Source organism: Methylobacterium amylolyticum, from assembly GCF_030700245.1.
In the GTDB taxonomy this organism is placed as follows: Bacteria; Pseudomonadota; Alphaproteobacteria; order Rhizobiales; family Beijerinckiaceae; genus Methylobacterium.
In genome coordinates this window covers 1-13,107 of record NZ_JAUYZI010000019.1, presented here as the reverse complement: position 1 = coordinate 13,107, position 13,107 = coordinate 1, and the positions used below count along the sequence as shown (strand labels likewise).

At 67.3% G+C, this 13,107-nt stretch carries 12 protein-coding genes and 2 pseudogenes; 9 read left to right on the top strand and 5 right to left on the bottom strand.

Translation table 11 applies throughout. The features are described from left to right. Nucleotides 1-58: 58 nt before the first annotated feature. The 3 genes from Q8W71_RS14780 to Q8W71_RS14770 form a co-directional block, all read right to left on the bottom strand. Nucleotides 59-361, bottom strand: coding sequence for a hypothetical protein (locus Q8W71_RS14780; protein WP_305526141.1), 303 nt, complete (start codon nucleotides 359-361; stop codon nucleotides 59-61). 157 nt (nucleotides 362-518) lie between these two features. Beyond that, the gene (locus Q8W71_RS14775; RefSeq protein ID WP_305526237.1) at nucleotides 519-1,019 is read right to left on the bottom strand and encodes a Ros/MucR family transcriptional regulator; all 501 of its coding nucleotides are present in this window, start codon (nucleotides 1,017-1,019) and stop codon (nucleotides 519-521) included. Between the two features lie 615 nt (nucleotides 1,020-1,634). Beyond that, nucleotides 1,635-1,919, bottom strand: a complete 285-nt coding sequence (locus Q8W71_RS14770; RefSeq protein WP_305526140.1) for a hypothetical protein — start codon at nucleotides 1,917-1,919, stop codon at nucleotides 1,635-1,637. 395 nt (nucleotides 1,920-2,314) lie between these two features. Here Q8W71_RS14770 and Q8W71_RS14765 point away from each other — a divergent pair, with 395 nt between their 5' ends. From Q8W71_RS14765 to Q8W71_RS14750, 4 genes are all read left to right on the top strand, one after another. Then, on the top strand, nucleotides 2,315-2,707 hold the full coding sequence (locus tag Q8W71_RS14765) for a hypothetical protein (protein ID WP_305526139.1): 393 nt from the start codon (nucleotides 2,315-2,317) through the stop codon (nucleotides 2,705-2,707). A gap of 298 nt (nucleotides 2,708-3,005) precedes the next feature. Beyond that, on the top strand, nucleotides 3,006-4,679 hold the full coding sequence (locus tag Q8W71_RS14760) for a GDSL-type esterase/lipase family protein (protein ID WP_305526138.1): 1,674 nt from the start codon (nucleotides 3,006-3,008) through the stop codon (nucleotides 4,677-4,679). A 619-nt stretch (nucleotides 4,680-5,298) separates the two neighbouring features. Then, nucleotides 5,299-6,372, top strand: coding sequence for an FkbM family methyltransferase (locus Q8W71_RS14755; RefSeq protein WP_305526137.1), 1,074 nt, complete (start codon nucleotides 5,299-5,301; stop codon nucleotides 6,370-6,372). An 866-nt stretch (nucleotides 6,373-7,238) separates the two neighbouring features. After that, on the top strand, nucleotides 7,239-8,000 hold the full coding sequence (locus Q8W71_RS14750; RefSeq protein ID WP_305526136.1) for a hypothetical protein: 762 nt from the start codon (nucleotides 7,239-7,241) through the stop codon (nucleotides 7,998-8,000). 590 nt (nucleotides 8,001-8,590) lie between these two features. Here Q8W71_RS14750 and Q8W71_RS14740 read toward each other — a convergent pair. Beyond that, a complete protein-coding gene (locus tag Q8W71_RS14740; RefSeq protein ID WP_305526236.1) occupies nucleotides 8,591-9,832 on the bottom strand; it encodes a capsule biosynthesis protein in 1,242 nt (413 codons plus the stop codon). 353 nt (nucleotides 9,833-10,185) lie between these two features. On the opposite strand from Q8W71_RS14740, the gene Q8W71_RS14735 reads away from it, so the two are divergent. Next, nucleotides 10,186-10,980 carry an ABC transporter permease gene (locus tag Q8W71_RS14735; RefSeq protein WP_305526135.1) on the top strand — a complete coding sequence of 265 codons (795 nt, stop codon included), beginning with the start codon at nucleotides 10,186-10,188 and terminating at the stop codon, nucleotides 10,978-10,980. 143 nt (nucleotides 10,981-11,123) lie between these two features. On the opposite strand, the pseudogene Q8W71_RS14730 reads toward Q8W71_RS14735, so the two are convergent. Next, nucleotides 11,124-11,321, bottom strand: a pseudogene (locus tag Q8W71_RS14730) (transposase); the annotation flags it as partial. Nucleotides 11,322-11,462: 141 nt separating this feature from the next. On the opposite strand from Q8W71_RS14730, the gene Q8W71_RS14725 reads away from it, so the two are divergent. The 4 genes and pseudogenes from Q8W71_RS14725 to Q8W71_RS14715 form a co-directional block, all read left to right on the top strand. Then, the gene (locus tag Q8W71_RS14725) at nucleotides 11,463-11,684 is read left to right on the top strand and encodes a hypothetical protein (RefSeq protein ID WP_305526134.1); all 222 of its coding nucleotides are present in this window, start codon (nucleotides 11,463-11,465) and stop codon (nucleotides 11,682-11,684) included. A gap of 94 nt (nucleotides 11,685-11,778) precedes the next feature. Further along, nucleotides 11,779-11,964: pseudogene (locus Q8W71_RS32910) on the top strand (transposase); the annotation flags it as partial. Nucleotides 11,965-12,150: 186 nt separating this feature from the next. After that, a complete protein-coding gene (gene tnpB / locus Q8W71_RS14720) occupies nucleotides 12,151-12,630 on the top strand; it encodes an IS66 family insertion sequence element accessory protein TnpB (RefSeq protein WP_370875419.1) in 480 nt (159 codons plus the stop codon). Next, nucleotides 12,576-13,107 (top strand): IS66 family transposase zinc-finger binding domain-containing protein (locus Q8W71_RS14715; protein WP_305526133.1); only part of this gene is annotated, 532 nt, incomplete at its 3' end. The genes tnpB and Q8W71_RS14715, both read left to right, overlap by 55 nt.

The window sequence follows — 13,107 nt, the reverse complement described above, 5'->3', positions numbered from 1 at the left end:
CCTCTCGATTCTCGCGGCGCGCACTCCGCCGAACCCGTCTCCCCGCCGCCGGGGAGCGTCAGCCCAGGGCCTCGCCCGGCGTCGGCTCTGCGGCCGAGGCGCCGGGCTCGGGGACGGCTCCGCTGGCCGGAGGAACCTCGCTCCGCTCGACCAGCGCGCCGATGAGGCCGAGCAGGGCCTGCTGCTGAGGCCCTTCCGGCTCGGCGGCGAGGAAGTGTCCGAGATCGACCCGGGAGACCTGGCCGCCGGAGGGCGCATTCGGCGCGTGCAGCACGTAGACTTCGGCGGGCCGGTCGCCCCGGCAGAGGAACCAGCGGTCGCCGTTGGCGCTGGCGTAGAGCAGCCGTTGCGCGTCGCTCATGTGTGGTGTCTCCCGCGTTTCACCATCAACGCGGGGCGGCCGGGAAGTGCCGCGGTCGGACGCCCGGCCGGCCATCACAGCACCTTCCGAAACCTTCACGCTCGCGCATCGACGGGTGCAATCCTCCGAAGCGGCAGCGCGACGGCCGGGGCAGACGTCAGGCAGCCCTGCGGCGCCCCTTGGACTCACCACCGGTGTCCCGTTTGTCGTCGTCACCCCAGGTCTCGCGCTCGGCCATGGCGCCGGGCTGGCCGAGGCCGATCGCCTTGGCGAGATTCGAGCGCGCCTGGCTGTAGGCTGGGGCCACCATCGGGTAGTCGGCCGGCAGGCCGTAGCGGGCGCGGTAGCCGTCCGGCGTCAGCCCTTGGCTGGTGAGGTGGCGCTTGAGCGTCTTGTAGGCCCGGCCATCGAGAAAGCTGACGATGCCGTCCGGCTGCACCGACCTGCGGATCTGGGCCGGCGTGGGCTTCTCGACCTCGGCCTCTGCGGGGGCCGCACCCACCCCGCCCATGCCCAGGCCGCTGATCGCCGCGTGCACGCGCGTGATCAGCGCCGGCAATTCAGACACCGGCACCGGGTTGTTCGACACGTACGCCGCAACGATGTCGCCCGTGAACTCGATGATGTCGGGGCCGTGCCTTCGATAATCGTCAGTCATGTCCATGAGTCCCGATCCGCCTCTCAGGCGCTCAGCTCAGCCTGCGCCCGTTCAGCGCGAACCAAAATCACATAAGATGGCATGATCAGTGTTTAGAGGGCGGCGGTTGGCCACGCGCCGCTCGACAAAATCTGGCAACGCATGCGGGACGACTCGGGCCGCCACCACCGGACAGGATCTTCATCGATCAGACCGGTGATGTAAGGCGTCGACCGCGGATCGTGCGCGGACCCGTACCATCGATGCCGCTCACGGCCGCGCTCGCCCTGCTGGCGCACGATCCCTCTTCCCACGCGGCGCGATCCTGGCACTCACGGGGCGATTCTTGCTCCGTAAGACGGGAACGAGACGCCTCATCCACACGGTCGAAGCGGAGCGGCAGCGGTGGTTCCTGCCAGCAATGAGTGCCGCGCGCGGCGGCGCAACCTCGCCGGCCCCCCACTCAGGATGCTGCCGACCCCGAAGCACGCCGGCCGCACCAATTCCGGTCAGACCAAGCGGCTTTCCCTGCCGGTCGTCGCGAACGGTCCGGGCAAATCGCGGGAACGATCTCCCGAAGCGGCCGCTCGTCGAGGATGGGCGGCGGCCCGCATGTCCGCGGATTCCGGTTGACGCTCAGTAACCGTAGCTGCGCCGCCCGTCGTAGCCGGCTGGCGGCCCGTAACCCGCGCCGCGCGGCTGGACGCGGGCGCCGTAGTCGATCTCGCGCTGCGCCTGCCGCTTGGCGAGGGCGCGGCCGGCGAGACAGCCCGCGACAGCCCCGACGACGCCGCGCTCGGCCAGGTAATGTCCGGCGATGCCGCCGATGATCGCGCCCTTGATGCAGCCCTTCGCCTCCGCCGCGCCGACGCTCAGCGCTGTGATGAGCGCGAAAACCGACGCCGTAGCCACCGTCCGCATGATGGTCCTCCCGTTTGCCGCCGGATCAACGGGCCTTCGCCGCTCCCGTTCCGCTTCATCGAAACACCGCCGGCAGCGTGCGAGCCCCTCACATCTCGGTGGGCGATTCCGGATCGCCGGCCGATGGAATCCGCGTCCGCCCGCGGCATTTGCGCTAACCGCGGCATCACGTTCGGGGACCCGCTCGACACCCTGCGGTCCCGTATCGAGGGCGATCGGCCCAGGTGCGCGCTCCAGAAGCCGCAGCCGTGATCGCGTCATCGCTGCAAGGCCCGCGCGGATGAAGCCGCGACCGAACTCCTCCGCGCGGTTGACTCGGGACGATGCGGCTCGCGATCGGGCCCCGGGCCTGCTAAAGGAGCGGTCTCGCCCCCGTGGGTCCCGGACAGCACGCCATGCGCACGCTCCTGCTCGCCTGCTCGCTGCTTCTGTTGCCGCTACCCGCCTCGGCCCTGTGCCGCTGTGCCTGCGTCCGGGGCGTCATGACGCCGATCTGCCAGCCGACCGACCTCGTCCAGCCGATCTGCCAGGGCCTGTGTTCGGATGAGATCCGCGCGGAGGGGGTGACGCGCCCGCTCGCCGGGGGACAACCGCAGTACGACACGGTCCAGCCCTTCGATCCGGCGCCGCGCGAGATGAAGGGACGGGATCCGGATTACAACCTCAATCCGCGCGGCTTCCAGCTCGGCACGGCCGGCGTCCAGTCCGGCAACGATGCGTTCTCGAGTTCGAGCGGCGGCGGACTGGGCAATTCCCTGTCCGGTGGTTCGGGCAGCTCCGGGCGCTGACGGCGGCCCGGCCGGCCGACGGCTGGCGATGGTCGCGTTCGCAGGCTGCGCGCTCGACGCTCCAATGCAAACAGAGCCTCGGCCCGTGCCGGAGGCGGGCCGATCGGGTGCCCAGGGGCAGCGGACGAAGTCGGCTTCCGTACAGCGCGACCGGCGCGGGTTTGCACCGGTAGCCATCACATGCACGTGATTGAACTTGTAGAGTCAAAGCTACCGTCGGATGCAGAGCGCTCATCCGTTGGCGCATTGCGAGCGTCAGTCGCGGGGTGCGGGGCCTGAGGGGGATCCGGACCGCCGCGTGCAGATCCATCCGTTCGCGCAGGATCCAATGACGTATCCCCTCTGTCCGACGATCTTCGTCGGGGACGACATCACCGAGCGCTGGGCCGCTCTGCGACCCGATCTCTTCCGGGTGCCCACCGGCCTCGCCCGCGGAATTTCCGGGCAGACCATGCACGACATGGCCCTGCGGATCCGCTCCGAGATCGCGGCCTCCGACGCCAAGGGCCTGCACTTGCTGTGCGGTTTCAACGAGTTCGCCCGCGGAGAGGCGTCGATCGCGGCGATCGTCAACCAGATCGCCGCGATCCTCACGGCGGCGCGTGACCTCTACGTGGTGGCCTTCGTCGGCGCGATCCCGCCGGCCGGGCGGAGGTGGCAGCCCGGAGCCGAGCACATCGCCGTCACGGTCAACGCGTGGCTGCGCGATCACGCCCGGGACACGGGGGGCCGCTACATCGATTATTACGGCACCCTGCTGGGCGAGGGCGGCCATCTCCGCGCCGAGTATGCCGCGCCGGACGGCGGCCTCAGCCCGGCCGGCTACGCGGCCATCGAGCCGGTGATGCGGAACGCCCTCACTGCGCCGGGCCTGGAGCCGATCCACGCGCCGGCGGAGACGGACGAGGAAGCGAGCCGGCGCAAGTTCCTGCGCCACTTCGGCCATCTCGATTCGAACACGCGGCTGCCGCGCCCGTTCATCCAGTTCGCCGGTAAGCCGGGATCGAGTCATTACGGCGTGCCGTTCGACGCGCACGGCTTCCTCAACGCGACGGCCGTCACCCACGAGAAGCCGGCGGGTGAGACGCGGGTGTTCGTCGTGGGGGACAGCACGATCATCGACGGCGGCGATCTCATCAGCACTCTGCCGGGGCGCATGGAGCGCGTCCTGCGCGCGGAGGGTCTACCGGGCGCGAAGGTGTTCAACTTCGGCGTGATGTCCTCCTGCCTGACCCAGATGGCGCACCTGGTCTGGTCGCACCTGCTGGAGTACCGGCCCGACGCGATCGTGGTGGTGAGCGGCTGCACCGACCAGTTCCAGCCCTGGACCTACGATCCGAGACCGGGCCACCCGTACAACGCCTTCATCGTCGAGCGGCTCTACGACCACTTCTTCGACACGCACGCGCCGCGGGCACGGGAGAATGGCCTCAGCTACGACGGGCTGGTGACGCTCATCTACGAGGAACGCGCGCGGCTGCGGGCGGAGGCGGACTGGCAGACCGAGGCCTGGGAGGAGGCGGTCGTCCACCACTATCAGCGCGCGATGCACCGGCTGACGAAGCTGTCGAGCGACCACGGAGTAGCGATAGTGGCGGCGCTCCAGCCCGTGGTGATGCGCAAGCGGCACTTGGCGGAGCCCGAGCGAGAGGTCGCCTCCGGCGAGTTCCTGGCCTATCTCGACCGGCAGTACGTCCGGCTGGAGGCGTTCTACGCGGATCTTGCCGCGCGGCGCCCTTTCCGGCGCACCTTCACGGCGGTCGATCTCGGCTCGATCTTCCGCGACCGCGAGGCTGCGACCTTCACCGATATCGTGCACTACGACGATGCGGGGCGGGAGATCGTGGCGCGGCGCTTGGCGGCCGAGGTGTCGGCGGCGCTCGCCCGCGCGCGCCGCCGCGGCTTTCGCGGCCGGGCGCATCAGGCCCTGACGCGCATCGGGCTCGGCCGTCGTGGCGTGGCACAGGCTTGAGGCCGGCGCGCCCCGCGGCTGATCGAGGGGCGCGCCCATAAGTTGTGGCGAGACATCGGCCCAGGCGATTCTGAGGCCGGAACGAGGCCGTTGGGCTGCCGAGCCTCAGCCACGGGACGCCTGGCCGGGACGCGCGCGGCGCGAGCCGGGCCCGGCGACCTGTTCCCGCGCGAAATCAGGTGCGCGCGGGGTGTCGGGTCAGACCCGCGGGCGGAAATAACGAGGTTGTGCAGACCGTTAGGTCGCCCGCACGCATTCGGCACACGCTCGGTCAACAGGTCGCGAACAGGGGCCGTGCGCGGCTGAACAGGTTCACGGAATGCACTGATTTCAGTCTGTCAGTGGCCGACGCGCGCCCCGTCGCGATCCGCGGACGCGCCGCGACGATCTCCTTCGATGCCACGGTGGGTGCGTGCAGGGCGTCTGCGCGGCATGCACCGCGGACGGTGAGGCGGTTGACGGCCACGCGTGGCGTCTCTTTCAGCGCCCGCGCCTCACGCCGGAGGGTGCCACACCATCGCCGGGGTAGGCCGATGGTCGTGCCGCACGATCGCCGGTGCGAAGTCTGCTACTGAGCGCGCAAACGCGGTCCGCGGGCCGCCCCGCCGGGAATCGATCGATGCTGGACGCGCTGAAACAGATGGATGTGGCGGGCTTCCGCGTGGAAGGGATTCTGCACGTCGGGGCGAATGAGGGCCAGGAGCGGAACGACTACGCGGCGAACGGGGCGAGCCCGTGCCTGTACGTCGAGCCGGTCGACAGCGCCTTCGCCATCCTGAAGGCCAACCTCGCCGACCTGCCGTTCCACACGGCGATCCAGGCGGTCTGCGCCGAGCGGGCGGGGGACGCGGTGCTGTTCAACGTGGCCAGCAACGACGGGCAATCGTCGAGCCTGTTCGCGCTGGGTGCGCATGCCGAGCATCACCCGGACATCGTCTACACCGGCGTGCAGCGGATGGTCACGACGACGGTCGATCAGATCGTGGCCGAGCACAGCCCGGGGCGCGTGCCGAACCTGCTGGTGGTCGACGCGCAGGGGGCGGACCTGCGGGTGCTGCGCGGGGCGACGGGCAGCTTGCCCCACGTGGACGGTGTGTATGTCGAGGTGAGCCAAACGCCGCTCTACGAGGGTGGGTGCACGCTGGAGGAGATAACCGCGTTCCTGCGCGGGTTCGACCTGCACCCGCACTGGCTGCAGCTCAACGCGGTGGGTCACGGCGAAGCATTCTACTGCCGCCCCCAACCGCCCTACCCCGCGCTGCCTCTCTTCGACGGTGTCGTGAGCGTGGGCAAGCCCGCGGCGCAGAGCAGCTACTGCGAGTGGTCCCACTTCGACGTGGCCGACAGCCCGAGCGGGTGCCTCAACGGTGCCCCCACCGGCCGGCCGGGGTTCCACACGGACATCGAGGACGCGCCGTGGTGGCAGGTGGATCTGGAAGCGGTGCGAGCGCTGAACGAGGTGCGGGTGTTCAATCGGATGGACTCGGCGCGGGAGCGGTCGCGGACGCTGCGGGTGCTGCTCTCGGATGACGGGGTCGCTTGGCGCCTCGTGCACGTTCAGGCCGGCCACACCTTCGGGGGCGCCGACGGGCGCCCGCTGCGGGTGATGCTGGGGGGTGAGCGGGCGCGGTTCGTCCGGCTGCAACTCACGGAGCGGACGTACCTGCACCTCGATAAAGTGTTTGTACTGTGAATTAATGGTGCGCGTTCAAATTTTATGTTGGTGCAGGCGACCAGTAGTGAAGCTTGGCGATGTTTGGTCGATTCATTGATCCGGTCAATTATCAGGAAAATGCATGCCACCACTACCATTGAATGAAGGCGAATGGATGCCCGTTCCCAAAGACGGTGTGTTCGAACCCGCACGGCATCCAGCCGGTCGTGGAGACTTTCAGCCGGACACGGCAGATCGTCGGACGCCAATAGGCACTCGGTTGGGCGTGGGGGTGAACATCGAAGCCGCGTGACCGCCACGACGGGGACGGCGTGCTACCGGATCGATCGATGGGATTGACCCGAAGGTCCATTCTGCGCTGCTGCCGCGCTACAACCATGCCGGGAATGGCAGCCAGCGGCGCGTTTGATGATAGTAGTGGACCCCCTCATCCAAACCCGTTCCGATCCTTTCGCCACGAGGCGGGTGGGAACGGGTCGGCTGAAGTGCCAGGAGCTCAGCGATCGCGAGTTGGCGCTAGAACGCCGCTCGAGCGCCCTTGAGCAGCTTTCCGGTCGCCGCACGGCTGACTTCGGCCCAGGTTAGGCGAGGGCGGCTGCCTCGGGCATGGCCGACAGCCGGTCCGGCGAGCAGGAACACGCCGCTGACGACCGCTGCGAGAGTGAAAACGCCAAGATGCTCTCGCAACGGCCGGGCCGCCAAGCGCATGCTATGATCGTTGAGCGACGCTCGGAGCCGTCCCGTCCTGCCTGATGTTGTTCCGCCAGGAGGGCCTTGCTTGGCCTCGCCCTCGGCCCCCCGAACGGTACGCGTGGCGAGGCGCTTCCCTAGCTCAGATGGGCGGAGCCACGGCAGACACATCGGTATCCTGAGGAGGGTTGTCCGTGACCACTTTCGTCGTCGGCGATGATCACGCGCGTGCGGTCTTCGCACGGTGCGACAACGTTCAACTGAGATGGCTTGGGCCCTACACCATGCATCGGTTTGGCCACGGTGGGGCCTTTGAGACCCTCAAGATCGTCATGGTTAAGTCAGGCGATACGCTGATCTATATGCTCGGTGGACAAGACGTCCGGCAAGATCTGTTTCGCTTTAGGCTCAAGGAGCGGGACGATGTCTCCGTCGCGATAACCGATCTAGCTGAGCAGTACGTCGCCGCGGTTCACTGGCTCACGACGCTTCTCGACTTTCCACTCAAGGTCGCCATCGTCGGCGTGATGCCGCCGGCAGGCCCGTTCTGGGATGATCCGCGATCACCGGCCTATGGCTCCTTCGAAGACCGGCGCGCGGTGCGGGTGGCTCTGAATGCCGCGCTCGAGACCAAATGCGCGGAGCGCGGCGTGGTGTTCATCGCGGTCCCGAAACGCTACGAAACGCCCAACGGCGCGCTTGCGCCGTGTTTGAGCGATGGCCGGGGGCATATCGCGGCGGACGTCGCGCACCATCTCTGTTCGGAGGTCGAGCGCGCAGTGGGAACAGAGCTCGGTCACCCACCTTACCGCCTGCTCGAACGCCTCAAACTTCAGCTCGCCCGGGATCAGGCGATCCGTGCCGGTAACGCAGCCGCGCTGCGAGATCTGGGTGAGATCGCTACTGCGCCGCCACTGCGACCCGCGGCGGGTCATCGACCCAGTACGTCATCGTGACAGTTCCGCCGTCACTCTGCGCTCGGTTTCACCAGTCCCGCACGGTTTGAGAGGGCGTCACCCACCAAACCGCTCTCAACCAAACCGAAGAGCGTCCACCTCGCCCAGGCCCGCACGATAGCCTACCGCGAGCGCGCCGGGCGAAAGGTCAGCCCAGCGGGCTCTATCCACGACGCGCAGACCGCCCGCTTCGGCGGCGTCGCTGTGACAGGTACGCGCGGCTTCGATCCGGCTTGGCGTGTGGTCGGGTGCATGCGGCACGCGCTGATCTACACGGACGGCCGCCCGCTCGCGGCCGCCGTTTCCACCCCTGACCTGCACGACAGTCACGCAGGGCCCGGCACGTGGGCACCGATTTTTGGCCACCCCCGTCTATGATCGGTGGCCGCGGCCGGTCACTGACGGTAGCGGCTTGCATGCGTCGCTCTTAACGCGCGCCTCAGTCCAGGCCTCTTGCTCAGCTTCGATGCTGTAGGCCGCGTGCCACTCTTCTTCGCATGCGGGTTGGCGAAAGGCGTTGCTGTTGCTGTTGGGAAGCGAAGGGCCGATCGATCCTTTGGCCCCCCGCGGGTGCGTCGAGGCCGTTTGAGTCAGGCCATCAGTTTGCGGGCGAATATCGTCGCGGCGAACAGGACGGCGGACCCGGCAGTGATCAGACTGATCATCAGCAAGCGCCTGGGTTCGGTCGAGGATTCGGCCTTCACCGGCTCGACGATCGAGCTGAAGTACTCGACCTGGCGCGCGGCGAGGATCCGTGCCCGCTCGTGCGCGGCGCGGACCTGCTCTAGATACTTCTCGGCGACCTTCCGCTTGTGTTCAAGCGCCTCGGACCGAGTCAGCGCGTCGGAGAGCAGCCGCTTCTGCTCCGGATCCTGGCTGGCTGAGGTCTTCTCGATCCGGGCGATGTTGGCGTCGAGATCGCGGATCTGCTGCTTGATGTCGACGATGCGCCGCGCCTCCGGCCCGAGATCGCGCTGGCCGATGGCGAGTTGCACCGCGAGGTTGATCCGTGCGGCGCGCAGCTCGCCCACCAGCTTGATGGTCGCCTCATTCTCCTTCTTGGCATCGAGCACGCCGTCTTGATTGCGCAGGTCGCGCATCTCGCGCTCGACCTTGGTCACCCGCTCCTGGGCGATGGTAAGCTCACGGGCGCTCTCGGCGAGCGCGTCGTTGCGGGCGTTCGCGCTGAGGCTGTTCACCATCCGCTCGGCCTCCTTCATCACGGCTTGCGCGATGGCCAGCGCCTCGGCGGGATCGAAGGCCGAAACCGTGAGGGACATGACGCCCGATTGCGATTCGACGTCGGCATCGACCCTGCGCCTCCAGTAGCGCTGGAACTTCTCGATCGGCTTCTCAGGATCGAAGCGGGAGAAGTAGTCGATGCTGTCACGGCCGTACCACTCGCGGATCGGAAGCTTGGCGGTGATGGCCTCGAGCATCGGCTGGCTGCGGATGTACTCGTAGGTGATCAGGGTGTCCTGGGCGATCATCGGGTTCGGCGTGCCGGCATTGGTGCCGATCGCGTCGGGCGTAGCTTTATCGGCGGAACCGACGGCCGGGCGGATCGCGAACTGTGCTTCCGTGACGTATTGGTCGGAGGCGATCAGGCCGTAGTACACGGCCCCGAGCAGCGTCGGCAGGACGAAGCAGACGATGAATAGGATCGGCAGCCAGGGATCGCTCCTGACGTGGCTCTGGTAGGAGCGGATGCCGGTCTTGCGGTCGGCGAAGCGCGTCAGATCCGCGAGCTGGCGGAGTTGCTCCAGGATGACGCCCTGCCGGTGGGCCGGTGAGATCGCTCGGCCCCGGGGCTCCCGGACTTCCATGTTCATCAGCTCGATCTCCCGCTCCTCGACCGACCCTGTCCGACCGCGCGAGTCGGTTGCGGGGATCGAGGCGTGAGGGCAGGCAGACACCTGAATTCCGCCAATCGCGTGGCCGATCGGCGCCTTTTTATTCGCTGGCAAATCCGGGGCGGTCGAGATCAGGCGAGATCGATGGGAGTGCGGACGCCGCCGCACGACAGCACGTTGGCGCGTAAGCCTGCGACGGCTGCGGCCTGGCATGCCGGGTCACCGCGATGCGAAGCCGCAGCCGCGCCGGGTGATCATCACGCCAGCCCAATACGACGCAGTTTGGCCGCTTTCATTGCCAATGCATGCCAGCCAGAATCGAGGTCGAAGGCATGGCGATCACCGTTGAGGCAAGGGCGAAAGCCAATGCCGTCGAAACGTACTTACACGTTCTCTACGCGCTGATCCTGCGCGACATGCGAACGCGGTTCGGGAGCTCCCTGTGGGGTTACGGGGTCGTGGTCCTGTGGCCTTGCGTCCACGTCTTCGTGTTAATCGCGATCTATACCTTCCAAAAGATGCCTGTACCACTGGGTGACAACCGACCCTTGTTCTTCGCGACAGGGGCAGTTCCCGTATTGATGTTTCAGTACATATCCCGTGAAGTCATGAAATCGGTGGTCATGAATCGGCCGCTGACTTACTATCCTCAAGTTAAGCTTTTTGATTTAATATTTTCTCGAATACTCGTAGAAATCGTGACCGGATTCTTGAGTTTGCTTGTTGTGTGCGGTGTTCTCGTCTCCATCGGGGTGGACCCACGGCCGCACGATCCCTTCCTCGCAGTTTGTGGTTACTTGACTGCAATCCTACTTGGAATTGGTCTCGGCGCTATCAACGTCTCTATCATTAGCTTTTTCCCTGGATGGTTGATCGGTTATGCCTTGTTCAGTATCATTGTATACATTACCAGCGGCGTAATATTCATGCCGAGCTATATGCCAGAGAAGATATACTATTGGTTAAAATTTAATCCAGTGCTGCAACTATCTGAGTGGATGCGATCGGCCTATTACCCATCGGCTGTTCTGCAAATTGATTTTCTGTACGTCATAATGTGCGCGCTAACATGCTTGACCATTGGGCTTTTCGCCTTGAAGACAGTCGTTGGCAAAACTTCGGCGTGAATCATGCTGTGGTTGCAGCGCTGAACACTTCACATTTTCAATATTGGTATGGGTACTTGTAAATGCAACGACATTATAGCATTTCGGATTGCCTTATGGTTTGCTAGCGACATTTCCGGTCAGGTAGCGACGGCCAAGTTACCTCGTATCCGGGCCTTGAACTTGGCGAAAGCCTGCTCGATCGGGTCGAAGGCGGATGAGTAGGCTGGGAGGCAGAGGATCCGTGCGCCAGCCGCCTCGATCGCCTCGCGCACGCCAGCGACCTTGTCGGCGCGCAGGTTGTCCAGGGCCACAGTGTCGCCGGGCGTTAGCACCGGGACCAAGGTGTCAGTGTCGGAAGCGAGGCCATCGCGTGCCGTCAGTGGCGCCGTCGAACGCAACCGGCGCGACAGGCCCACGGCGGCTTGGCGGTTGACGGCGGGCGCGTTCAGTTGATGACCCCGGATGCGGGATGATGCGGTGGCGGCCGTGAGGGGGCTGCCATGGCGATCGAGGACCGGCTGCGGGAGCGGCTTCTGAAGGCCAAACGTTTGGTGGCGGGCGCGAGCACAGCCAGCAAGCGCGACGCGGCCGCGGCCGCCGTCGGGCAGCTGAAGGCTTGGCTCGCCGCGAGCCTCTCGCGATCCACCGATCGCGATGAAGTTCTCCCCGACCGATGCGGGCTTGGTGAAGCTGTTCGTGGCCCTATGCCGGCGCAACGGTAAGCGCTCGGTGACGGCCGCTTTGTGCGGGTAGTGCTTCGCTTTGGATACAGGAGCTGGCGTCGGATGGCGCTGTATCGGCCCTGGGTCTGGACCTATGACTTCTCCCTCGCACGTCGTGGTCGCCGGCACGCGCCGGAACTGGTCGCCCGAGCAGAAGCGGGCCATCCTGGCCGAGGCGGACGATCCCGCCACGACCGCCTCGGCGATAGCGCGTCGACACGGCCTGCATTCCAGCCTGCTGTTCCGCTGGCGGCGCGCCGTGCTGGCCGAGCAGCAGGCCCGGGCGACCTCCGCCCCGCCCGGCCTTCGTCCCGCTCGCCCTGCCGCCTCCCGCCGCTGCGGCCGCAGAGAGGCCGGCCGGGTCGGGCGTCGTCGAGATCGAGCTGGCCGGCGGCCATCGGTTACGGGCCGAAGCCGGTGCGGACCTGACGCTGCTGCAGGGCGTGATCGCGGCGCTGCTCCACCGATGATCCCGGTCCCGTCCGGCTCGCGCGTCTGGCTGGCCACCGGACACACCGACATGCGCAAGGGCTTCGACGGGCTGGCCGCGCTCGTGCAGGACCATCTCTTCCGCGATCCGTTCTCGGGACAGGCCTTCGTGTTCCGCGGGCGACAGGGACACCTGATCAAGGTGCTGTGGTGGGACGGCCAGGGTCTGTGCCTGTTCGCCAAGCGCCTGGAGAAGGGCCGCTTCGTCTGGCCGGCCACCGCCGGGGCCGCGGCGGCGTTGACGCCGGCCCAGCTCGCCATGCTGCTGGAGGGCATCGACTGGCGCACGCCGCTGCGCACCGACCGACCGAGGATCGCGGGCTGGGGTGGAAGACTACCGAGGCGGCAGCGTCCGGGCGCATGGATGTGGCGGCGCCTCGCGATGCGAGCTAAGCTGTTGGCGTGGCTCTCGATCCCGCCCTGCTGCCCGACGACGTCGACGCGCTCAAGCGCCTGATCGTCGGCATGGCGCGCGAGGCCGTCCACGCGAGCACCCTGATCGAGAAGCTGCGCAGCGAACTCGCCCGGCTGAAGCGGGCGCGGTTCGGTGCTTCCTCCGAGAAGCTCGGCGAGCGGGTCGAGCAGCTCGAACTGGCCATCGAGGCGCTGGAGACCGACGCGGCCGAACGCTTGGGGTCCGCGCCGGTCGTGGCCGAGGCGGTGGAGGCCGCGCGCCTCAGGCCGGCCCGGCGGGCTTTGCCCGGGCACCTGCCGCGCGAGAGCGTGGTTCATGCCGGTCCCTGCACCTGCCCGGCCTGCGGCGGGGGCTTACGCCGGATCGGCGAGGACGTGACCGAGAGCCTCGATTACGTGCCGGGCCGGTTCAAGGTCGTGCGCCACGTGCGCGAGGCCTTCGCCTGCCGGGCCTGCGAGCAGGTGGTCCAGACGCCGGCGCCCCACCACGCCATCGCCCGCGGACGCGCCGGCCCGGGTC

Coding starts and splice junctions, on each gene's coding strand:
- Q8W71_RS14725 (WP_305526134.1), top strand. CDS start 11,463: ATGGCGATCGAGGACCGGCTGCGGGAGCGGCTTCTGAAGGCCAAACGT.
- tnpB (WP_370875419.1), top strand. CDS start 12,151: ATGATCCCGGTCCCGTCCGGCTCGCGCGTCTGGCTGGCCACCGGACAC.
- Q8W71_RS14765 (WP_305526139.1), top strand. CDS start 2,315: ATGCGCACGCTCCTGCTCGCCTGCTCGCTGCTTCTGTTGCCGCTACCC.
- Q8W71_RS14780 (WP_305526141.1), bottom strand. CDS start 361: ATGAGCGACGCGCAACGGCTGCTCTACGCCAGCGCCAACGGCGACCGC.
- Q8W71_RS14735 (WP_305526135.1), top strand. CDS start 10,186: ATGGCGATCACCGTTGAGGCAAGGGCGAAAGCCAATGCCGTCGAAACG.
- Q8W71_RS14740 (WP_305526236.1), bottom strand. CDS start 9,832: ATGAACATGGAAGTCCGGGAGCCCCGGGGCCGAGCGATCTCACCGGCC.
- Q8W71_RS14770 (WP_305526140.1), bottom strand. CDS start 1,919: ATGCGGACGGTGGCTACGGCGTCGGTTTTCGCGCTCATCACAGCGCTG.
- Q8W71_RS14775 (WP_305526237.1), bottom strand. CDS start 1,019: ATGACTGACGATTATCGAAGGCACGGCCCCGACATCATCGAGTTCACG.
- Q8W71_RS14755 (WP_305526137.1), top strand. CDS start 5,299: ATGCTGGACGCGCTGAAACAGATGGATGTGGCGGGCTTCCGCGTGGAA.